Source organism: Desulfofundulus thermocisternus DSM 10259, from assembly GCF_000686645.1.
GTDB lineage: Bacteria > Bacillota > Desulfotomaculia > Desulfotomaculales > Desulfovirgulaceae > Desulfofundulus > Desulfofundulus australicus.
Genome location: NZ_JMLG01000002.1, coordinates 253,920 through 273,880 on the forward strand (window position 1 = coordinate 253,920; position 19,961 = coordinate 273,880).

General features: G+C 58.9%; 26 protein-coding genes. 2 read left to right on the forward strand and 24 right to left on the reverse strand.

The features are described from left to right. The first annotated feature begins 22 nt into the window (after positions 1-22). Together BR83_RS0103285 and BR83_RS0103290 are read left to right on the forward strand one after the other, a co-directional pair. Positions 23-283, forward strand: a complete 261-nt coding sequence (locus BR83_RS0103285) for an AbrB/MazE/SpoVT family DNA-binding domain-containing protein (RefSeq protein WP_034634349.1) — start codon at positions 23-25, stop codon at positions 281-283. Continuing rightward, a complete protein-coding gene (locus BR83_RS0103290; RefSeq protein ID WP_027355872.1) occupies positions 280-687 on the forward strand; it encodes a putative toxin-antitoxin system toxin component, PIN family in 408 nt (135 codons plus the stop codon). Before BR83_RS0103285 ends, BR83_RS0103290 begins: the two co-directional genes overlap by 4 nt. 32 nt (positions 688-719) lie before the next feature. Here BR83_RS0103290 and BR83_RS0103295 read toward each other — a convergent pair whose 3' ends face one another. The 24 genes from BR83_RS0103295 to BR83_RS0103415 form a co-directional block, all read right to left on the reverse strand. Continuing rightward, positions 720-1,283 carry a Uma2 family endonuclease gene (locus BR83_RS0103295; protein ID WP_027355873.1) on the reverse strand — a complete coding sequence of 188 codons (564 nt, stop codon included), beginning with the start codon at positions 1,281-1,283 and terminating at the stop codon, positions 720-722. Positions 1,284-1,372: 89 nt separating this feature from the next. After that, a complete protein-coding gene (gene mreB / locus BR83_RS0103300) occupies positions 1,373-2,410 on the reverse strand; it encodes a rod shape-determining protein (RefSeq protein ID WP_027355874.1) in 1,038 nt (345 codons plus the stop codon). Positions 2,411-2,561: 151 nt separating this feature from the next. Next, positions 2,562-2,810 (reverse strand): sporulation transcriptional regulator SpoIIID, encoded by a 249-nt coding sequence (gene spoIIID / locus BR83_RS0103305; RefSeq protein ID WP_027355875.1) that lies wholly within the window; start codon positions 2,808-2,810, stop codon positions 2,562-2,564. Positions 2,811-2,950: 140 nt separating this feature from the next. Next, on the reverse strand, positions 2,951-3,676 hold the full coding sequence (locus BR83_RS16330; protein WP_027355876.1) for a M23 family metallopeptidase: 726 nt from the start codon (positions 3,674-3,676) through the stop codon (positions 2,951-2,953). A gap of 59 nt (positions 3,677-3,735) precedes the next feature. Beyond that, positions 3,736-4,692 carry a stage II sporulation protein D gene (gene spoIID, locus BR83_RS0103315; RefSeq protein WP_027355877.1) on the reverse strand — a complete coding sequence of 319 codons (957 nt, stop codon included), beginning with the start codon at positions 4,690-4,692 and terminating at the stop codon, positions 3,736-3,738. A 561-nt stretch (positions 4,693-5,253) separates the two neighbouring features. Further along, positions 5,254-5,655: a F0F1 ATP synthase subunit epsilon gene (locus tag BR83_RS0103320; protein ID WP_027355878.1), complete on the reverse strand. Its 402-nt coding sequence runs from the start codon at positions 5,653-5,655 to the stop codon at positions 5,254-5,256. Position 5,656: 1 nt separating this feature from the next. Then, a complete protein-coding gene (gene atpD, locus BR83_RS0103325; RefSeq protein ID WP_027355879.1) occupies positions 5,657-7,060 on the reverse strand; it encodes a F0F1 ATP synthase subunit beta in 1,404 nt (467 codons plus the stop codon). Positions 7,061-7,117: 57 nt separating this feature from the next. Then, positions 7,118-7,984, reverse strand: a complete 867-nt coding sequence (atpG, locus tag BR83_RS0103330) for an ATP synthase F1 subunit gamma (protein ID WP_027355880.1) — start codon at positions 7,982-7,984, stop codon at positions 7,118-7,120. Between the two features lie 50 nt (positions 7,985-8,034). Next, on the reverse strand, positions 8,035-9,570 hold the full coding sequence (gene atpA, locus BR83_RS0103335; protein WP_027355881.1) for a F0F1 ATP synthase subunit alpha: 1,536 nt from the start codon (positions 9,568-9,570) through the stop codon (positions 8,035-8,037). Between the two features lie 24 nt (positions 9,571-9,594). Continuing rightward, positions 9,595-10,137 carry a F0F1 ATP synthase subunit delta gene (locus tag BR83_RS0103340; RefSeq protein ID WP_027355882.1) on the reverse strand — a complete coding sequence of 181 codons (543 nt, stop codon included), beginning with the start codon at positions 10,135-10,137 and terminating at the stop codon, positions 9,595-9,597. Then, a complete protein-coding gene (atpF, locus tag BR83_RS0103345; protein ID WP_027355883.1) occupies positions 10,131-10,625 on the reverse strand; it encodes a F0F1 ATP synthase subunit B in 495 nt (164 codons plus the stop codon). The genes BR83_RS0103340 and atpF overlap by 7 nt, the downstream gene beginning before the upstream one ends. 106 nt (positions 10,626-10,731) lie before the next feature. Continuing rightward, positions 10,732-10,968 carry a F0F1 ATP synthase subunit C gene (gene atpE / locus BR83_RS0103350; RefSeq protein ID WP_027355884.1) on the reverse strand — a complete coding sequence of 79 codons (237 nt, stop codon included), beginning with the start codon at positions 10,966-10,968 and terminating at the stop codon, positions 10,732-10,734. Between the two features lie 69 nt (positions 10,969-11,037). Next, a complete protein-coding gene (gene atpB / locus BR83_RS0103355) occupies positions 11,038-11,775 on the reverse strand; it encodes a F0F1 ATP synthase subunit A (RefSeq protein WP_027355885.1) in 738 nt (245 codons plus the stop codon). A gap of 19 nt (positions 11,776-11,794) precedes the next feature. Then, positions 11,795-12,250: an ATP synthase subunit I gene (locus tag BR83_RS0103360; protein WP_027355886.1), complete on the reverse strand. Its 456-nt coding sequence runs from the start codon at positions 12,248-12,250 to the stop codon at positions 11,795-11,797. Positions 12,251-12,256: 6 nt separating this feature from the next. Next, on the reverse strand, positions 12,257-12,487 hold the full coding sequence (locus BR83_RS0103365) for an AtpZ/AtpI family protein (protein WP_027355887.1): 231 nt from the start codon (positions 12,485-12,487) through the stop codon (positions 12,257-12,259). A gap of 153 nt (positions 12,488-12,640) precedes the next feature. Continuing rightward, positions 12,641-13,786: a non-hydrolyzing UDP-N-acetylglucosamine 2-epimerase gene (gene wecB, locus BR83_RS0103370; RefSeq protein ID WP_027355888.1), complete on the reverse strand. Its 1,146-nt coding sequence runs from the start codon at positions 13,784-13,786 to the stop codon at positions 12,641-12,643. 66 nt (positions 13,787-13,852) lie between these two features. After that, positions 13,853-14,461 carry a hypothetical protein gene (locus BR83_RS0103375; RefSeq protein ID WP_027355889.1) on the reverse strand — a complete coding sequence of 203 codons (609 nt, stop codon included), beginning with the start codon at positions 14,459-14,461 and terminating at the stop codon, positions 13,853-13,855. Continuing rightward, positions 14,449-15,105 (reverse strand): HAD family hydrolase, encoded by a 657-nt coding sequence (locus tag BR83_RS16335; protein WP_051617810.1) that lies wholly within the window; start codon positions 15,103-15,105, stop codon positions 14,449-14,451. The genes BR83_RS0103375 and BR83_RS16335 overlap by 13 nt, the downstream gene beginning before the upstream one ends. A 66-nt stretch (positions 15,106-15,171) precedes the next feature. Further along, positions 15,172-15,609 carry a deoxycytidylate deaminase gene (locus BR83_RS0103385; RefSeq protein WP_027355890.1) on the reverse strand — a complete coding sequence of 146 codons (438 nt, stop codon included), beginning with the start codon at positions 15,607-15,609 and terminating at the stop codon, positions 15,172-15,174. A gap of 86 nt (positions 15,610-15,695) precedes the next feature. Beyond that, the gene (locus tag BR83_RS0103390; protein WP_027355891.1) at positions 15,696-16,937 is read right to left on the reverse strand and encodes a serine hydroxymethyltransferase; all 1,242 of its coding nucleotides are present in this window, start codon (positions 16,935-16,937) and stop codon (positions 15,696-15,698) included. A gap of 35 nt (positions 16,938-16,972) precedes the next feature. Continuing rightward, a complete protein-coding gene (gene rpiB, locus BR83_RS0103395) occupies positions 16,973-17,434 on the reverse strand; it encodes a ribose 5-phosphate isomerase B (protein WP_027355892.1) in 462 nt (153 codons plus the stop codon). A 100-nt stretch (positions 17,435-17,534) separates the two neighbouring features. Further along, positions 17,535-18,065: a low molecular weight protein arginine phosphatase gene (locus tag BR83_RS14965; RefSeq protein WP_051617812.1), complete on the reverse strand. Its 531-nt coding sequence runs from the start codon at positions 18,063-18,065 to the stop codon at positions 17,535-17,537. 87 nt (positions 18,066-18,152) lie between these two features. After that, the gene (locus tag BR83_RS0103410; protein WP_027355893.1) at positions 18,153-18,689 is read right to left on the reverse strand and encodes a manganese efflux pump MntP; all 537 of its coding nucleotides are present in this window, start codon (positions 18,687-18,689) and stop codon (positions 18,153-18,155) included. A 101-nt stretch (positions 18,690-18,790) separates the two neighbouring features. Beyond that, a complete protein-coding gene (locus BR83_RS0103415) occupies positions 18,791-19,843 on the reverse strand; it encodes an L-threonylcarbamoyladenylate synthase (protein WP_027355894.1) in 1,053 nt (350 codons plus the stop codon). Between the last annotated feature and the right edge of the window lie 118 nt (positions 19,844-19,961).

The following is a 19,961-nucleotide window of genomic DNA, read 5'->3' on the forward strand; positions in this document are numbered from 1 at the left end:
TAATACCAAGGGGATGATTATTATGAGCGAACTTTACATCGCCCGGATAACCACAAAAGGACAGGTAACCCTTCCCCTGGAGTTGAGGAAATTCCTGAACATCAAAAAAGGGGACTACATTCTTTTTGAGAAGAAGGGTTCCCGCGTGGAAATAAAGAAAATGGTGCCGCCCAATGATTTCGATGATTTTGCCAGACCGATCAGGGAAAGGTTTAAAAGGGAAGGTATAACCCCTGATGATGTCGAGGCGGCCATCAAATGGGCGCGAGGCGTCACAGAATGAGGATAACGGCGGATACCAATGTCCTCATTTCAGCCCTGGGCTGGAAGGGTGCAGAGGCCGCCGTTGTCGAGATGGTGTTAGAGTCAAAATTGGAGCTCTGCCTTTCCGCGCAGATTTTAAGCGAGTTTTACCGTGTAACCCAATATCCCAAGTTTGGTTTCAAGGATGAGGAAATTGACGGGTTCATCGGTAGGTTATTGCCGGTAATTGTCTTTGTCCGGCCGGTACAAAAGGTGGATATAATTACAGCGGATTCGGACGATAACATGGTTCTCGAATGCGCTATAGCCGGAAGGGCCAGTTACATTGTCACCGGTGACAAGCATCTCTTACAGTTAGGAGAGTATGCTGGAATAAAAATAGTAAGGGCGTCTGAATTATTGCAGGAGATTTTTAAACCATAGGCCGTCATTTTCCGCAGAAAATGACGGCCTCTTCACGCCCAGACCCTTTCCAGTTCCACCACTAGGCCGGGAAACAGCTCGGGGGTAAATTGAGCGTTTTGCTCCCAGCGGCGCACCGGCAGGTAGATACCCCGCTCCAGGCGAAATTCGTCCAGGGTCTTTCCCTCCGGGTCCACCACCCAGTAGTAGGGTACGCCGTAGCGCGCGTAAACCTGGGCCTTGGTAACCTGATCAACGCTTGATGTGGATGGGGAGAGAATCTCCACTACCAGATCGGGGGCGCCGGCTATATTTTTTTCCGTGATCACACTCTGCCTTTCCCGGGAAACGTAAAGGAGATCGGGCTGGGTGACGCTGATATTACTGAGGACCACGTCCAGCGGGGCGTAAAAAACCTCTCCCAGGTTATTTTCCGTAACATGGGCATGTAAAATGAAATGCAGGTTACGGGAAACCCGCTGGTGGCGGGTGGTGGGCGAGGGCGTCACATGCAGCACCCCTTCCAGGATCTCGTAACGTTTCCCGTCGTCGGGTAACTGCAGGTAATCGTCGTAAGTAAGGATTATCTTCCCCGCCGGAGGTACGAGCAGGCTCACGGCGATCCCCCCTTCCGGCAGCCGCTTATTTTTTATGATATTTTACGATCACCACCAGAACCTGTCAAACCGGGGGCCGGCCCCGGTCATTAACCGGTCTTTTTCACCGGCCGCTTTTTATTCTGGGAGCTGGTGTTGAGAACGCCCAGCATGGAGAGTGCCCGGCCCGTTCCCAGGGCCACGCAGGAGAGGGGGTCTTCGGCAATATGCACCGGGACGCCCGTTTCCCGGCTCAGCAGGATGTCGATGCCGTGCAAAAGGGCACCGCCACCCGTTAAGACCATACCCTTGTCCATTATATCCGCGGCCAGCTCCGGCGGCGTGTGCTCCAGCACTTCCTTTACCGCCCGCACCACCGCCTCCAGGCTCTCCGCGATGGCCTCGAAAACCTGGTGGGTGGAAATAACCACCGACCGGGGCAATCCGGACACGAGATCCCGCCCGCGAACTTCCATTTCCCGCCGGGGGGCGCTGTCCGGTTCGGCGCTGCCGATGTTGATCTTTATCTCTTCCCCGCTGCGCTCCCCTATGGCCAGGTTGAACACCCGCCGCACATAGCGCACGATGGCCTCATCAAACTTGTCCCCGCCCAGCCGCAGGGACCGGCTGCAGACCACCCCGCCCAGGGAGAGTACGGCCACATCGGTGGTACCGCCGCCAATATCCACCACCATGGTACCGGATGGCTGGGAGATATCCAGTCCCGCTCCCAGAGCGGCCGCCAGCGGCTCCTCAATAACGAAAGCCTGCCGGGCACCGGCCTGAATGGCCGCCTGGCGCACGGCCCGCTCTTCCACACTGGTTACGCCCGAAGGAATGCAGACCATCACCCGGGGGCGGAAAGGACCTTTCTTCCCGCCGGCCCGGCTGATGAAATAGCGCAGCATCTTCTCCGTCACGTCGTAGTCAGCAATGACGCCGTCCCGTAAAGGTCTTATGGCCACAATGTTGCCGGGGGTGCGGCCCAGCATGCGCCTGGCCTCGGAACCCACCGCGATAACCCGGTTGTTATCCCTGTTTATAGCCACCACTGAAGGTTCCCGCAGGACAATGCCCTTTCCCTTAACGTAGACCAGCACATTAGCTGTTCCCAGATCTATGCCCATATCATTGCTTATGCCGAGCACGGGGTGGTCTCCTCTCTTTCTGCAACCACTTTTAGATTAACCTGCCAACCTGTCCCCCGGTCATACCCCGGGCGGGCTTAACTATGAGGCAGGCACAACTGGTAGTTTTCTACATTTTAAGCCAAAATCCTTTAGCCCGGCCCATAAATTTCTATGATTCCTTATATTTTTTCCGCGTTGCCTCGCCACCCCTTAAATGCCGCTCGGCCTTGTTCTGCTCCAGAACGGCCCTGACCTGTTGGGCCAGCTTCTTATTCAGCGAGGGCAGTCTCTCGGTCATATCCTTATGTACCGTGCTCTTGCTCACCTGGAACACCTGCGCCGCCTGACGTACTGTAGCCCTGGTTTCCAGGATATAGGCGCAAATCTCCAGCACCCTTTTCTGGATGTATTCCTGCATTGCCCTACCTCCCCGGCTTGGTACCTGATAATATTTATATGCGCCGGGAGGAGGTAAATTGCCAAAAACCACGACGGGCGCCCAAACCCGGGGAGCCGGCACTGTCTTGACCGGTTATAAACGGACCGTATAGTATGAATTTACCAGTGAATGTTTTCCACCAGGTACCTTTCCGGGTCCCGGGCAGCCCCATCCTTCAAGAGCCCGAATTCCAGCTTCCCCGCCGAAGGGGGCAGGGTGCCCAGGGGGGCCCGGGCACTCAGGTGCTGCCCGGCCTTTACCTGCACCTCGCCCAGTCCTTTATAGATTGTCTGCCAGCCGTTGCCGTGGTCGATGACAACCGTATAACTCACAGGGACCGGCCTGTCCGGTAAGATCCTGCCGTTTTCACCCGCCTTCCCCAAAGACGCCCCGGACTGCACCGCCCTGACCGTTCCGGCAGCGGCCGCCTTAACCAGTGCCCCGGCCCCGGCATCGAAGGCCACCGTCCGGTTGAACCTGAAGTCGCCGTATATTTCGGAATAGCCTCTCCCGTAGGCCTGAACGATCGGGCCGTCCACCGGCGGGTAAATGATCAGGCGGCCGCTATTCCCGCCCGGTGCTTTTTCGTCAGCTGGTTGAGCTGCATCAAGGGATGAAGAATGGAGCACCTGCACCCCCCGGTCCCTGTCCGGAGCGGGTACGGGAATGGAGCTGGCCGGCTGCCAGGAGCTGATTATGGCCCAGAGCAAAACCATAACCAGGGCGATTACCACCGTGCTTATTACGGCATAATGCAGCCGGCTGCCCAGGAGCCAGCGGCGCAGCCAGTGACGGAATTTTTTCACCGGGTCCTGTTCGGACAAACGTTTACCAAACGGCCACATTTTTATCACTCCTGAAAAAGCTCATTCCAGCTTTCAGAAGTATTGTGGCCATTTAGCGTTTAATTTATACGGGTTATTTCCACGCCGGTGTAATAATGCTTTAAAATGCGATCAAATGTATAACCGTGCTGGGCCAGGCCTTTAGCCCCGTACTGGCACATGCCCACGGCATGGCCGTATCCCCGGGTGGTTATCTGGATCTGACCGCCCTTCATAGACATGGTGAAATCGGTGGAGCGCAGGCCCAGGCGATCCCTTACCAGCGTGGCCGCCAGCTCCTTTCCCCCAATGCGCACAATTCTGGGACGTCCGGCCGGTGTCCGTTCCACCACCTCCAGAGGGTTACCTGTTCCGCTGGCCGTCACCGGCACCGCTTCTATATGCACGCCCAGGGCCCGGTCAACCTGCTCCAGGGGCAGAATAACCGTGCGCACGGGCTCCGGATCGGCATCGTAGGGGCAGGGTACCCCAACCAGGTAGGGCAGATCCGCCGCCCACACTGCGGAGGCGCTTTCCGTTCCCCGGCCGCCACAGGAAGAATGGTAGGCCGGTTCAATAAGCTGGCCCTGGTAGGTGAGCACCATACCCCGGGTTTCATCCACCGCCTTTTTAATCTTGTAATAGTATTCATAATAGCGGAGGGTACCCCAGCGCCGGCGCATTTCCTCCCGGGAAATCCAGGCCTGGCCGTGGGCATGATCATCGCAAACATCGGCTCCGGGGTGGTCGTTGTTTATCACCCCGCCCGCGTTCAGCCGGCGGACGATGTAGGTGCGGGCCGCCACTGCCTGGGCCTTTAAAGCTTCCATGGGAAAGGACGCGGGCATTTCAGCAGCCACCACCCCGGTTACATATTCTTCCAGGGGTATTTCTATAACCTGCCCGGTGCTGTGCTGGTACAGGCGCACCCGGGTCTCCCTTTCCTGGATCTGCACCGGTGACAGGTAGCTCACCAGCACAGGCAACCCCATGGTAATGGACACTACCAGGCAGATCAAGCCAAGCAGCCTGCGCACCCGCTCCACCTCCCCTGTCCACCTTTGAAATTTATATGCCCGGCAGGCGACGGACATGCCCTGGAAATTCAGTGTACGTTTATCACCCATTGTTGCCCAAAAGTTTCCTGTTCATACAGGGGGCGAAATTATCCGGTAAAACCGCTACCAACGGCACGGTGCCGCGTTGTCCAGAGCGAGCGACTTGCGGAGCACTGGGTGGACAACGCTGCACCACAACAGGCCGGCAAAAATTTAAGGTGGCAGATCTAATTGCCACCTCAGAATGTTGCAAACTCTTTATGTGCCCTGGTTTTAAAGGAGGAGCGACCTGGAGTGAGCGCTGCCGGGCCAGGCCACGGCGATGGGATGAGGCGGGGCCGCGGACAGGACGTCCGCGGAGGCCACCTGAACACAGGAGGTGTGAATGTGGCCGGTACCCGCCGAAGACCGGAGCCGGGGCCTTTTGGCCCGGCCAGCGATACGACCGGGAGCGACGACTAAAACCAGGGCACATCACAGAATTATTTTGTCTACAAACTGAGGTGGCAGATTGATCTGCCACCTCGAGTTACCCCTCTCTTATGATATGGCCTTCAACCGGGCCAGGGCGCGTTTTAGAGCCAGTTCGGCCCTGACCACGTCAATGTCCGGTGTTCGGGCGGCCAGGCGCTGTTCAGCCCGGGCCTTGGCTGCTTCAGCCCGCTCCCGGTCGATCTCTTCGTCCCGTTCCGCGGTGCGGGCCAGGACGGTAACCCGGCTGTTCCGCACCTCCACAAATCCCCCGCTGATGGCCACCTTGAAGGTCCTGTTTTCCTCCTGCACCTTCATTACCCCGATTTTCAGGGCACTGACCAGGGGGGCGTGCTCCGGCAGGAAGCCCAGCTCGCCCTCAACGCCCGGCACCACCACAAAGCGGACATCGCCGCTGTATACTTTACGCTCGGGAGTGACAATCTCCAGGCGTTGGGTTTTCTCCGCCATTTTATGCACTTCCCTCTGCTAAGCTTTTCGCCTTGGCCACCGCGTCGTCGATGGTTCCCACCATGTAGAACGCTTCTTCCGGCAGGTCGTCGTGCTTGCCTTCCAGGATTTCCTTGAAGCCGCGGATGGTTTCCTTAAGCGGCACATACACGCCCGGCCGGCCGGTAAACTGCTCGGCCACGTGGAAGGGCTGGGAGAGGAAGCGTTGCAGCTTCCGCGCCCGGGCCACGACCAGTTTGTCCTCGTCGGACAGTTCTTCCATACCCAGGATGGCGATGATATCCTGCAGCTCCTTGTAGCGCTGCAGTACCTTCTGTACGCCCCGGGCCACTTCGTAGTGCTCCTGGCCCACCACGTTGGGGTCGAGAATGCGGGAGGTGGAATCCAGGGGGTCCACCGCCGGGTAGATACCCAGCTCGGCAATCTGACGGGACAGCACCACGGTGGCGTCCAGGTGGGCGAAGGTTGTGGCCGGCGCCGGGTCGGTCAGGTCGTCGGCGGGCACGTACACGGCCTGCACCGAAGTGACCGAACCTTTGGTGGTGGATGTGATCCGCTCCTGCAACTGGCCCATCTCCGTGGCCAGGGTGGGCTGGTAACCCACGGCCGAGGGCATCCGTCCCAGCAGGGCGGAAACCTCGGAACCGGCCTGGGTAAAGCGGAAGATGTTATCGATGAACAGGAGCACGTCGGCCCCTTCCTCATCCCGGAAATATTCAGCCATGCACAGCCCCGTCAGCCCCACCCGCAGGCGGCATCCCGGCGGTTCGTTCATCTGGCCGAATACCATGATGGTTTTGTCCAGAACGCCCGCTTCGGTCATCTCCCGGTAGAGGTCGTTGCCCTCGCGGGTGCGCTCGCCCACGCCGGCAAACACGGAAATACCACCGTGCTGCTTGGCGATGTTGTTGATGAGCTCCATAACGATAACCGTCTTGCCCACGCCGGCGCCACCGAACATGGCGATCTTGCCGCCCTTCAGGAAGGGGACCAGCAGGTCAACCACCTTCAGGCCGGTTTCCAGCTGCTCGGCCCGGGTGGACTGCTCGGCCAGGGGCGGTGCCGGGCGGTGAATGGGGTAATAGTAATCGCTCTTGATGGGACCTTTACCGTCAATGGGCTCGCCCAGCACGTCCACCAGGCGCCCCAGAACGGCCCGCCCCACGGGAACGGTGATGGGTTTACCTGTATCAATCACTTCCATGCCCCGCACCAGTCCGTCGGTGGAGGACATGGCTACCGTCCGCACGATGTTATTCCCCAGGTGCTGCGCTACTTCCAGGGTCAGGTCCGGTTGTCCTTCCCGGCGAATTTTCAAGGCATTATAGATATCAGGTACCTGGCCCGGTGGGAAGCGGACGTCCACCACCACGCCAATGACCTGAACTACATGACCAACATTCATTAGCTACTCCGTACCTCCTTCGCGCGAAGCTTGAGTTAGCCAGGGGAACGGTAACGCTTACTCCAGAGCCGCCGCGCCGCCGACAATTTCGGAAATTTCCTTGGTGATGGCAGCCTGGCGGGCCCGGTTCATGGACAGGGTCAGTTTATCAATCATTTCGCCGGCGTTCTTGGTGGCATTGTCCATGGCGGTCATGCGGGCACTGTGCTCACTGGCCTTGGACTCCAGAAGGCCGTGAAAAACCATGTTTTCCACGTACATGGGCAACAGCTCGGACAGCACGCTCTCCGCCGAAGGCTCAAAGATGTACTCCACCCTGGCGGGCTTATCCCGGCCGTTTTCCTGCTCTTCGGGAGGTTCTACGGGGAGGAGTTTTACCACCTTTGGCCGCTGCACCAGCACGTTGATAAACTCGCTGTAAATGAGGTAGACGACGTCAAACTCTCCGGCCGAGTATTTTTCCATGAGGTAACGGGCGATTTCCCGGGCCTGGCTCACCTTGATGGTTTCACCCAGGCCCACGTACTGCTGGACGATATTGTAACCCCGGCGGCGGAAGTAATCCCGGCCCTTGCGCCCGACGCAGATCAGGCTTACTTCCGCGTTGAGGTTGTTTATTTCCTGGATGGTCCTGCGGATCAGGTTGGCGTTGAACCCGCCGCACAACCCTCTATCGGCAGTAATCAGAACGTAGGCTACCTTCCTGGGCTCGCGCACCTCCAGAAGGGGGTGCTTGACCCCGCCCGCGGCGGTGCCCACCCTGCCCAGAACATCCTTCATCCGCCTGGCGTAGGGCCTGGCGGACAGCACCTGTTCCTGAGCCCGGCGCATCTTGGCGGCGGAAACCGCCTTCATGGCCTTGGTAATCTGCTGGGTGCTCTTGATACTTTTAATCCGACGCCGCAAGTCCCGTAGACTTGGCACTCTATTTCACCACCTCGCGTCGCTGTTACCGGATAACCGGAACGCGCCTATCAGGCCATCCGGGCCACAAAGCCTTTCTTGAATTCCACAATAGCCGCCTTCAGCTTCTCTTCCGTTTCCCTGGACAGTTCGCCGGTGCGGGCAATGGCCTCGCCCACGTCCGGGTGGCTGGTGTGCATGTAGTTCAAAAACTCCTCTTCAAAGGGCAGCACCTTCTCCACCGGCAGATCATCCAGGTAGCCGTTAACACCGGCATAAATAACCATCACCTGGTCCTCCACCGCCATGGGAGCGTACTGCTTCTGCTTGAGTAATTCCGTCATGCGCTGGCCCCGGATCAGGCGGGCCTGGGTGGCCTTGTCCAGGTCAGAACCAAACTGGGCGAAGGCAGCCAGCTCGCGGTACTGGGCCAGGTCCAGGCGCAGCTGTCCGGCCACCTGCTTCATGGCTTTGATCTGCGCGGCACCACCAACCCGGGATACCGAGAGACCCACGTTAATGGCCGGCCGGACACCGGCGTAGAACAGGTCGGGCTCCAGGTAAATCTGGCCGTCGGTAATGGAGATCACGTTGGTGGGGATGTAGGCCGAAACGTCACCGGCCTGGGTTTCAATGATCGGCAGAGCAGTTATGGAACCGCCTCCCAGCTCGTCATTGAGCTTGCAGGCCCGCTCCAGCAGGCGGGAGTGCAGGTTGAACACGTCACCGGGATAAGCCTCGCGGCCAGGCGGGCGGCGCAGGAGCAGGGAAAGCTCGCGGTAGGCCACGGCCTGCTTGGAAAGGTCATCGTATACAATGAGCACGTGCCTGCCCTGCTCCAGGAATTCCTCGCCCATGGCGCAGCCGGCATAGGGAGCGATGAACAACAGCGGTGCCGGATCGGAAGCCGTAGCCGAAACCACGATGGTGTAATCCATGGCGCCGAAGTCACGCAGCCGCTGCACCACGTTGGCCACCGTGGAGGCCTTCTGCCCGATGGCCACGTAAATACAGATAACGTCCTTGCCCTTCTGGTTGATGACGGCGTCCACGGCAATGGCCGTTTTACCGGTCTGGCGGTCACCCAGGATCAATTCCCGCTGTCCCCTGCCGATGGGGATCATGGAGTCGATGGCCTTCAAGCCGGTCTGCAGGGGCTGGTGCACGGGTTTGCGGGTGATGACGCCGGGTGCGATGCGCTCAATGGGGCGGAACTTATCGCTCTTGATGGGGCCCTTGCCGTCCAGGGGACGTCCCAGGGGGTTGACCACACGCCCGATCAGGGAATCGCCCACCGGCACGGAGGCAATGCGGCCCGTCCGCTTAACCGTGTCTCCCTCTTTGATATGGGTGTAGGCACCGAGCAGAACGCACCCGATGTTGTCCTCTTCCAGGTTGAGGGCCATTCCCAGGGTGGGCTCGGCTCCCTCCGCGGGTGCCGGAAACTCCAGCAGTTCCATGGCCATGCAGTCTTCCAGGCCGTAAACACGGGCAATACCGTCGCCGACCTGGATTACGGTGCCCACATCGCGCATTTCAATTTGCGCCTGGTATTTTTCAATCTGCTGCCGAATGATCGAGCTGATCTCTTCCGGTCGCAAATTCATGCTCCTAATTTCACCCCTATCGCCTTAACTTATTTGCCTGAGGTGCTCTCTCATGGATGCCAGACGGGTACGCAGGCTGCCGTCGATAACCCGGTCGCCAATGCGCACCACCACCCCGCCGATTAGCGCGGGGTCCACGCTGTATACGGTCTGCACTTTTTTGCGGGTGATCCTGTTCAACACTTCCCCCAGTTTTTTCTTCTCTTCCCTGGTCAGCTCAATGGCACTGGTAACTTCTGCCTTCACGATATTGCGGGCACGATTGGCCAGGCTGATGTAGTAGTCCACTATGTCGCTCAAGAAGGCTTCCCGCTGCCTGTCAACAAGCAAGAAGAGGAAGTTCTCGGTAATGGGGGAAACTTTGCCGGAGAAGATGTTTTTCAGCACATCTTTCTTTTCCTGTGCAGTGATGCGGGGATGATAGAGCACCTTTTGGAATTCACGGGAACTGGCTACGATCTCTTCCACTGACTTTAGCTCCTGCTCTACCTGATCCACCAGACCTTGCGTCTCTGCCAGTTCATAAAGGGCCTGGGCATACCGCTGGGCTACGGCCCCTTTTAGCATGGCAGATCACCCGTTTCTTTAATGAATTCCTGGACCAGGCTGTGCTGAATTTCGGGGGTGATGGTCTGGTTGATGATCTTCTGGGCCACCAGGATGGACAGCGTAGCCACCTGGTCGCGCAATTCTGCAACCGCCTTCTCCTTCTCCCGGGCAATTTCCTCCAGGGCGCTCTCCTTAATCCGTTGCGCCTCAGCTTTTGCCGCTTCTACAATCTCCTGCGCTTTTTCCTCACCGGCCTTGGTAGCCTGCTGGATGATGGCCTGGGCTTCTTCCCTGGCTTTCTGCATTTCCGCCAGGTATTGCTGGCGCAGCGCCTCGGCCTGTTTACGATCCTCTTCCGCAGCGGCCACGTTGCTGGCTATATACTGCTGGCGCTGCTCCAGAATATTGACGATGGGTTTATAAACAACCAGACGAAGGAAAATAAGCAGGATGATAAAGTTTATAATCTGGGCTACCAGGGTATAATTAATTCCCAGCGCTTCCACCGGTTCCCCTCCTTCCTAACTACCTACCCGTTGCCGTGGATAAAAGGAAGGCAATAGCAGGTAATACTTAACCCGCTATGCCACCTTTTACCCACCTTGACCTGCATTAACCACCGATTTTACCAAACAGCATGAAGGCAATAACTACTGCAATAATGGGCAGGGCCTCGATCAGACCCACGGAAATGAACATAGTGGTCAGCAGGTTGCCTCTTAACTCGGGTTGACGGGCCATCGCCTCCACCGTGCGGCCGGTCACCAGGCCGTCACCGATACCGGCACCCAGGGAAGCCAGACCTACGGCCAAAGAGGCACCGAGGGCAGCAGCAGCTCCCACATCCATCCTTTTCCCCTCCTTTCTCCAAATTTCCATTTCTGGCAAACCATATCTTTATATGGGTTGAAAAAGCTTTTAATGCTCGTGTTCTTTAACCACCTGAGAAATGTAGGCAATGGTTAGCATGGTAAAGATAAAGGCCTGGATAAACCCGACGAAGATACTGAATGCCAGCCACACCACCGAGGGGATAAACCCGCCAAAGACAAAAGTGTTCAACCCCAAAAGTCCCAGGAGTACTGCAATCAAAACCTCGCCGGCATAGATGTTACCGTATAGACGGAAGGCCAGGGTAACCGGCTTGGCCAGTTCCTCAACAATGGTCAGCGGCAGGAAGAAGGGAAATGGTTCCAGGAAGTGTTTGAAATAACCGGCCCCTTTATAGCGGATCCCCATAAACTGGACGAGGAAGAAGACCATTATGGCCAGCCCGGCAGTGGTATTTACGTCGGCGGTGGGTGACATCATGGTGGGTACCAGGCCCCAGAGGTTGCTGAAGAGAAGGAAGATGAAGAGGGTAAAAATAAGGCACATCAGGCCGGCACCCTTTTTGGGGTCCATATTATCAAAAACCAGGCCCCGCAAGAACTGGAAGATCTCCTCCACCATCAGCTGGAGCTTCCCCGGCCGCTTCATATTCATGTTGCGGGTGGCGGAAACAGTGAAAATGATCACCAGCAACATGACTATCCAGGTCATCACCAGCGTCTTGGGATTAAGCATGACGTGTGTATTGCCTATGGTAAATTCCCAGGGATGGTGGGGAAAACCCCATACGTTTAGTTCTTCGTGTACCTGCTCCAGGCTTTTCACCCGTTATCACCTCCCCCTTTTAAATTTTTTCTTCCATCTTAGAAAACTTAGAATTAGAAAACTTAGAAAACGTCCCTTCCTCAGCGCGGCTCAAGCGCACAGCCCTGAGGGCAGCGTCAACGGCGGTAATGCAGGGAACAAGCAGCATGCCCGCCCCCAGCCACCATACATTCACCCGGGCCACCCGTCCGGCCAGCAAAACTACCACCATGACCAGCACCAGGCGCATGATCAGGCCCTGGCGCATGTAGCCGCGGGCAGTGCTTCTTTCCACCGAGCCCAGCCGTTTGACCCGCAGGGCCAGGGAAATGGTGTTGTAGAGCCCGGTGGCCAGACCGAGAAAAAGGCCCCAGGCCAGGGAATCGCCCGGGTTAAAGGCAATTGCCAGGAGCACCAGCGCAAGCAAACCCCCGGTGATGCAGGTCGTGCGCTTTAACTGGTTATCCAGTTCGGGAACGGGCGGTAAGGAAGACACCGGTTTTTACCCCCAGTTTTTAAAAAAGCGTGTTACCGTCTGAACAACTCCCCAGATGCCTGCGGCCAGGCCTGCCAGAATGCCCGCCGCCATCAACCAGGGTCCCGTATGTAGCCGTTCATCCAGCCACCGGCCGGTGTAAAAACCGGCCGTAACCATTATGGCCAGTTCCATGCCGATAGTTGTGGTCAGGGCCAGGGCCGCCAGGACACGGCCCCTCACCCGGCGCTCGACCATGGCCGTCACCTTTCCCGGCGCGGGTGCAGCAGCCTGTAACATTTTATCAGAAAATTGTCAGCTGCGTTACACCCGTCACAAAGTATTTCTTCTACATAAACTCTTTTATTCCTTCACCAGCGGAAGACTTTTTTAGGAGAAATGGTCTTACGTTTACTTAAAGGGTTCCGGAGGTTTGTCACCAAGGCCGAAGCAGTAGAGAAGCGCCTGGCAGATGCGCCGGGAAGCCTGACCATCCCCGTATGGATTTACCGCTTCGGCCATCCGCCGGTAGCGGGCCGCGTCTTCCAGCAGGAGGCGGGTTTCCTTAAAAACTGCTTCCCGGGTGGTACCCACCAGGCGCACGGTGCCGGCCCGGACAGCCTCGGGGCGCTCGGTGGTATTCCGCAGCACCAGCACGGGCTTGCCCAGGGCCGGAGCCTCCTCCTGCAGGCCGCCCGAATCGGTAAGCACCAGGTAGCAGCGGTTCATCAAATTTACAAAATCCTGGTAAGGAAGGGGTTCAATGAGGTGCACCCGGGGCGATCTTCCCAGAATTTCCTGCACCACTTCCCGCACCGCCGGGTTCCTGTGCACGGGAAAGACCACCTCCACGTCGGGATAAAAGGCCACGATATCCCGCAGGGCCAGGTAAATTTCCCGCATCGGCTCGCCCAGGTTTTCCCGGCGGTGGGTGGTTACCAGCAACACGCGGCGGCACTGGAAGTCAATGCCGGCCAGCACGGGGTCGGCAAACCGGTAGTCCGCCTTTACCGTGGCCAGCAGGGCGTCAATAACGGTATTTCCCGTAACAAAGATCTTTTCCGGGTTTATCCCTTCCCGGAGCAGGTTATCCCGGGCAGAGGCGGTGGGGGCAAAATGGAGATCCGCCAGCACCGCCGTAAGGTGGCGGTTGATCTCCTCGGGAAAGGGAGAGTATTTGTCCCCGGTACGCAGGCCCGCCTCCACGTGCCCCACCGGTATCTGAAAATAAAAGGCGGCCAGCGCAGCAACAAAGGTGGTGGTGGTATCCCCGTGCACCAGCACCAGGTGGGGCCTTTCCCTTTTTATAACCTGTTCCAGGCCGGCCAGGGCCCGGCGGGTGATGTCAAAGAGGCTCTGGCCCGGCCTCATTATGTCCAGATCGTGGTCGGGTGCAATTTGAAAAAGTTGCAGCACCTGATCCAGCATCTCCCGGTGCTGGGCGGTGACGGCCACCCGGCAGTGAAACCGGTCCGGATGGCGCCGCATTTCCCCGATCAGCGGAGCCATTTTAATGGCTTCCGGTCTTGTACCGAAAACAACAAGAACCCTGAGCATGGTTTGTCTCCCTGGTTCAACTATATGCGGCCGGCCCCACGAATATAAGAGGAGGTCTGCCCATCTTTAAACTTTTTGAAAGCGTCCCCGGGGGCCGCCCACATTGTGAAAGGCGGAGTTAAAATTGCGGTAAAGGGACTTGTAATCCCGGATGCGGTGCCATTTTTTAATCAGCCCGGGCGGCAGATCTTCCCGCAGCGCTACCTGGGACCAGCCGCCGGGCAGGGGGTAGGCGTAATAGGGCCTGTCCTTGGGCACGCCCCGGATAAAAATTACCTGGGGAATGACCCATTCCAGGCGGGCCAGGTAAACCCGGTGCATGCCGTCGCAGATGATATTGAAAACCGAACCGTCGGCTTCCACCGATTCCTCGATCACCGGGGGCAAAAGGTCCACCGGCTCGTCGTATCCGGCCAGGTGAAGGGTAACATAACCGTCGAGGTGAAAGAGGTCGTAACCGTGGCGGGCCAGTTCCCATTTAAGCTCCCGCACCTTCTGCAGCTCACCGGTGAGCACATAGGACTGGGCCGGCGCCAGGCAACGGGTGTGGATTTTTTCCAGGGAAATAAAAACATCGCGATAGATGTAGCAGTCCGGATCGGTGAGCATGGTCACCCGGCGCAGCTTCTCCAGCAGCTCGCCGGGCGAGTGGTGTACCACCTTTAATACTTCCATACGCAGGTGTATCTCTCCTTTTTTGCAAGTTCCTCCAGCACCCGGGCAAGCTGAGCCGTACCCGGCACGATGAAATCGGGCTGGGGCCATTCATCCCACAATACGCGGGCCATGGCCGGGTACTCCCGCTCGGGGCGGGAAAGAACCCAGATGGTGGCCAGCCCCAGTTTTTTAGCCGGCAGGATGTCCTTCTCGTAGGTATCGCCGATCATCACCGAACGCCGCGGGTCGGCATCCAGGGCCTCCAGGGCGGCCCGGAAGAGCTCTTCCGCGGGCTTTTTCCTCCCCACCCGGAAGCTTAAGGCGGCATATTCCACCAGGGCAGCTATGCCCGGGCAGGCACGCAAAAAGGCCCGGTAATAGGGAACCCAGATATCCGAAACCAGGCCCACGACATAACCCAGTTCCCTGGCCCGCCTTACGGCCGCAGCCGCGCCCGGTATCTCCACCGCCGCGTTTTCCTGCTCCAACCAGAGGCGGGCCAGGAATTCTTCCTGTTGCCGGCTCAAGGGAACCACTTCCGACAGGGCGGCACAGACCTCACGGGGGCCGGCAAACTCGCGGCACATGATCAGCTCCCCCACCAGCCGGTCCTGTTCCGGGGACAGTTCCAGCAGGCGGGAAATCTGCCTGGCCGGGGACACCTCCGGGCCGGTGATCAGGGTGGCTCCGATATCAAAAAGGGCTGCTCTGCGTCCGCCGATAAGCGCTCACTCCCACAAGTCCACCTGCACACCGTGACGGCGCAGGAAGTCAATGCCCTCCTCGCCGCCCCGGTAATCCCTCCTCACCACTACCCGGGAAATGGCACAGGAAACAATGAGCTTGGCACAGGTCAGGCAGATGTCGGCGTTCACGTACATGGTGCCGCCCCCCACGGCCAGGCCGCGCTTGGCGCAGAGGCAGATGGCGTTCTGCTCGGCATGGACGCAGGGCTTGTAATCTTCCCGGCCCGCCAGGTCTTTCAGGCACCGCCCGGTATCAATGCAGTGTTCCGCCCCGCTGACCACGCCGTTATAACCGTGGGAAATAATGCGCCGGTCCACCACTATGACGGCCCCCACTTTCTTGCGCAGGCAGGTGGAGCGCCGGGCAATAACGTCGACCACTTCCATATAAATCTCATCAAAGGAAGGCCTTTTAACCAGAGCCGCTCACCTCCGGTCTCCGGGAACGGCGGGGTGCCGGTCTCCTGCTCTTTTAACAACACCAGGCAACAGTTTCGCGTTTCGCCTTAATACAGCGGGTAACGGCGGCACAGCCCGGCCACCATTTCCCGCACCTGTTTGAGCTTGTCCGGATTATCCCGGAAACACAGCGCCAGGTGGATGATCTCGGCCACCGTCTCCATATCTGCCTCCCTCAACCCCCGGGTGGTTACAGCCGGCGTGCCGATACGTATGCCGCTGGAAACAGCCGGAGGCTGCGGATCGAAGGGAATGGCGTTCTTGTTCACGGTGACCCCGACGGAATCCAGAACGGCTTCCGCCTCGCGACCGGTAACTCCCCGGTTGCGCAGGTCCACCAGGATCAGGTGATTGTCAGTGCCGCCGCTGACCAGTTCAAAGCCCCGGTCCTGCAGCGCCCTGGCCAGGGCCCGGGCATTTTTCACAATCTGCCGCTGGTACTCCTTAAATTCCGGCTGCAGCGCCTCTTTAAAGGCCACTGCCTTGGCAGCAATAACGTGCATCAGGGGACCACCCTGGATGCCGGGGAAAACCGCTTTATCAATAGCCGCGGCATACCTGCCCCGGCACAAAATCATACCTCCCCGGGGACCGCGGAGGGTTTTGTGGGTGGTGGTGGTCACCACATCGGCGTAGGGCACCGGGTTCATATGCTCCCCGGCGGCCACCAGCCCGGCAATGTGGGCCATGTCCACCATCAGGTAGGCCCCCACTTCCTCGGCAATTTCCTTGAATTTATAAAAGTCAATGGCCCGGGGGTAGGCGCTGGCCCCGGCCACAATAATTCTGGGTTTATGCTCAAAGGCAGCGGCAAAAACCTTTTCGTAGTTGATCAGGCCCGTCTCCTTTTCCACACCGTAAAAGGCCACCCGGAAGTACTTCCCCGAGATGTTCAAAGGGCTGCCGTGGGTGAGGTGACCGCCGTGGGCCAGGTTCATGCCCAGGATGGTATCCCCCGGTTCCAGGAGAGCAAAATAAACAGCCAGGTTGGCCTGGGCTCCGGAATGGGGCTGCACGTTGGCGTGTTCGGCACCAAAAAGCTCCCTGGCCCGCTTAATGGCCAGCTCCTCGGCAATATCCACAAACTGGCACCCGCCGTAATAACGCCGCCCGGGGTAACCTTCGGCGTACTTGTTGGTGAGCACGGAACCCTGGGCTTCCATTACCGCCCGGCTGGTGGCGTTTTCGGACGCAATCAGCTCCAGGGTGTCACGCTGGCGGCCCAGCTCCAGCTCGATTGCCCGGGCTATTTCAGGATCCACTGCCGCTAAAGGCTGGTTCATATGCATTGTTCTGGTTCCTCCCCACGACAAGCTTCTTGTGGCTAACAACCGCTGCCACCGGCGTACCTTCTTTCAATCTCGGCGATTTTGGCCACCCGCCGGGCATGGCGCCCGCCGGTAAATTCAGAAGCCAGCCACACCCGCACAATCTCCCTGGCCAGGCCGGGCCCGATCACCCGCTGCCCCATGGTCAGGATATTGGCGTCGTTGTGTTCCCGGGAAGCCCGGGCGGAAAAAGTATCGTGACAGAGGGCGGCCCGGATGCCGGGCACCTTGTTGGCCGCAATGGCCACCCCGATACCCGTGCCGCAACAAATTATACCCCTCTGGTACTCGCCGCTGCGCACGGCCTCGGCCACCAGGAGGGCAAAATCGGGGTAATCAACGGCTTCTTCTGAATAGGTGCCAAAATCGTGGCAGGGAATGCCGTTTTCACGCAAAAAAGAAAGGACTTCTTCCTTTAAGCGAAAGCCACCGTGATCGGCGGCCAGGGCAACCCGCACTTAAAATTCACCCCTTATCAGGCCAAAGAGAATTGTTTTCCTGTTTTTACTGCCTGCAGCAATATGTTTTAGTTTCTACAAAAAACGCTTTTTTCCTGCTTCAATTTTCACCCCCCACGTCGTTGCCCGGCCGGGCCCCTTCCGGACCGCTTGCAGACCGGCCATCCTCCGTTTCACCGGCAGCCAGCCTGTCCAGAACCAGGGAAATAAGTTCCCTCAGTTCGCCGGCGCACCGGCGGTAAACCTCCACCGGCGCCCCGAAGGGGTCGGGAACATCGCCATCCCGGCCGGCAAATTCGGCCAGGGTGAACACCTTGCCCGCCAGATCCGGAAACCGGTCCTGGATTAGCTTCTTGTGGCCTGCCGTCATGGCCAGCACCAGATCGGCCTCCTCCACGTCCCGGCGGGTGAGCAGGGACGCCCGGTGGGACTTTAAATCCAGGCCCATTTCTTCCATCACCGCCACGGCCTGCGGTGATGCCTCGCTGCCGGGCAGGGCGGCTATACCCGCGGAAACCACTTCCACCTCATCCTGCAGGCCTCTTTCGGCCAGCATACCCCTGGCCAGGACCTCGGCCATACTGCTCCTGCAGGTATTGCCGGTGCAGACAAAAAGCACTTTTTTCGCCATAAGCCATGCCTCCCGGAAAACACCTTGATGGAGAAAAGCTTCACCCCCGCTTTTCCAAAGCCAGGGATTTAAAAAACCGGGTTTATTTCAGTGAAAAAATAGCTTGACCCCGATACCTATAAGGATCAGGCCTCCCAGAAGCCGTGCCCGCTCTCCCGCCACCTGCCCCAGAAAACGGCCCAGCACCAGGCCGGAAAAGGTCATCAGGCCGGCCACCAGACCGAAGGTGACCACGGTAAAAATAAGCTGCGCCCGCAGGGTACCCAGGGTGAATCCCACGCTCAGGGCATCCATGCTTACACTGGCCCCCAGAAGGAGCAGCCCCCAGTTGTTCAGGAGCATAACCCGCGGCTCATCCCCGCCAGAGGACTCCCTGATCATGCGCACCCCCAGGTAGAGGAGCAGCGCTGCCCCCACCAGGGTAGCCGTGCGCCCCAGGAATCCCCCGGCCAGTTCCCCGAGTTGAAAACCCAGCAGGGGCATGGCAATGTGGAAAAGGAGCACGGTCAAAGTTATCAGCAAAACCTGCAGGCGTTTAACCCCGGCCATACCGATACCCAGGCACATGGAAAAGGCATCGGTACCCAGGGCCACGGCCAGCAAAAAGAGGGCTGAAATACTCAACCGCTCCGCCTCCAGAAAATGCATTTGTGCCGGACAATCCGGTTCCGGGTCCCCGCTATTCCACCGGCGCGGGTACGCCGGCGGAACCATCCCGGCAGCACCTACACCCTTTCAATGTGACCACCCGCCGCCCGCCGCAGCCGGTTCATTACGGCCAGCCCCAGGCCCCGGGGCTCGATACCTTCGGCCAGGATCACATCCACTCCCCGTCCCTCCAGCTGCCGCAGGGCGGCAAAAAGGCGGGAAGCAATGGCGGCGGGGTTCTGCCGGGAACCGGCCACCACCACCTGGCCCCCGTTTAACTTCCCGGCCGTTTCAGCGGTGGCCAGAATTCCCACCCGCCGGCCCAGGGCACGGTAATTATCGGCCAGTTCCTTTAACCGGGCCGCCACCCGTTCCGGCTCCCCTTCCACCAGCACAAGGGGAACCCGGGGGGCATAGTGCCGGTACTTCATGCCCGGTGAACGGGGACGGGACACATCCCCCCCGTCAGCACCCGGGTCCACTTTAACCTTACCAATAACTTTTTCCAGTTCCTCGGGCGTTATACCACCGGGGCGGAGGAGAACGGGCACATCGGCCACCAGATCCAGGACCGTGGATTCCACACCCACCCCGGCTGGACCGGCATCCAGAATGGCATCAATACGGCCGTTCAGGTCCTGCAGGACGTGCCCGGCAGTGGTGGGACTGGGGCGGCCGGAAAGGTTGGCGCTGGGCGCGGCCACGGGAACCCCGGCCGAAGCAATCAGGGCCAGGGCCACGGGATGCGCGGGCATACGGATTCCCACGGTATCCAGCCCCGCCGTAACTTCCCGGGGAACGCCGGGTGCGGCGGGAAGCACCAGGGTCAGGGGACCGGGCCAGAAGGCCGCCATTAATTTTTCGGCAGTGGCAGGCCAGCTGCGAACCAGCGGCCGGAGCATTTCCCGCCCGGCGACATGGACAATCAGGGGGTTGTCCGGAGGGCGCCCCTTGACCTCGAAAATGCGCCTGACAGCACGGCCATCCAGGGCACTGGCTCCCAGGCCGTAAACCGTCTCGGTGGGAAAGGCCACCAGCCCTCCCCGGCGCAAAATCATTCCCGCCCGGTCTATGATTTCGGACCGGGGCTCCACCGGGTCCACCTGCCAGTATGCCGTCCGCAGTTCCATACCAACACCTTCATCCAGAAAAATGTACATACCGCCGTGACACAAAAAGTATACCACAAAATGGCGTTTAAAAATATTACCGGAAAGTACCCCGTGGCAGGCCGGCATTATTTGTTAT

Coding starts and splice junctions, on each gene's coding strand:
- spoIIID (WP_027355875.1), bottom strand. CDS start 2,810: ATGCAGGAATACATCCAGAAAAGGGTGCTGGAGATTTGCGCCTATATC.
- BR83_RS0103340 (WP_027355882.1), bottom strand. CDS start 10,137: ATGCTAAAAGGGGCCGTAGCCCAGCGGTATGCCCAGGCCCTTTATGAA.
- BR83_RS0103320 (WP_027355878.1), bottom strand. CDS start 5,655: ATGGCGGAGAAAACCCAACGCCTGGAGATTGTCACTCCCGAGCGTAAA.
- BR83_RS0103290 (WP_027355872.1), top strand. CDS start 280: ATGAGGATAACGGCGGATACCAATGTCCTCATTTCAGCCCTGGGCTGG.
- BR83_RS16330 (WP_027355876.1), bottom strand. CDS start 3,676: ATGTGGCCGTTTGGTAAACGTTTGTCCGAACAGGACCCGGTGAAAAAA.
- BR83_RS14965 (WP_051617812.1), bottom strand. CDS start 18,065: ATGGCGAAAAAAGTGCTTTTTGTCTGCACCGGCAATACCTGCAGGAGC.
- BR83_RS0103390 (WP_027355891.1), bottom strand. CDS start 16,937: ATGCATATGAACCAGCCTTTAGCGGCAGTGGATCCTGAAATAGCCCGG.
- BR83_RS0103285 (WP_034634349.1), top strand. CDS start 23: ATGAGCGAACTTTACATCGCCCGGATAACCACAAAAGGACAGGTAACC.
- wecB (WP_027355888.1), bottom strand. CDS start 13,786: ATGCTCAGGGTTCTTGTTGTTTTCGGTACAAGACCGGAAGCCATTAAA.
- atpA (WP_027355881.1), bottom strand. CDS start 9,570: ATGAATTTGCGACCGGAAGAGATCAGCTCGATCATTCGGCAGCAGATT.
- atpD (WP_027355879.1), bottom strand. CDS start 7,060: ATGAATGTTGGTCATGTAGTTCAGGTCATTGGCGTGGTGGTGGACGTC.
- BR83_RS0103415 (WP_027355894.1), bottom strand. CDS start 19,843: ATGGAACTGCGGACGGCATACTGGCAGGTGGACCCGGTGGAGCCCCGG.
- BR83_RS0103375 (WP_027355889.1), bottom strand. CDS start 14,461: ATGGAAGTATTAAAGGTGGTACACCACTCGCCCGGCGAGCTGCTGGAG.
- BR83_RS0103365 (WP_027355887.1), bottom strand. CDS start 12,487: ATGGTCGAGCGCCGGGTGAGGGGCCGTGTCCTGGCGGCCCTGGCCCTG.
- atpE (WP_027355884.1), bottom strand. CDS start 10,968: ATGGATGTGGGAGCTGCTGCTGCCCTCGGTGCCTCTTTGGCCGTAGGT.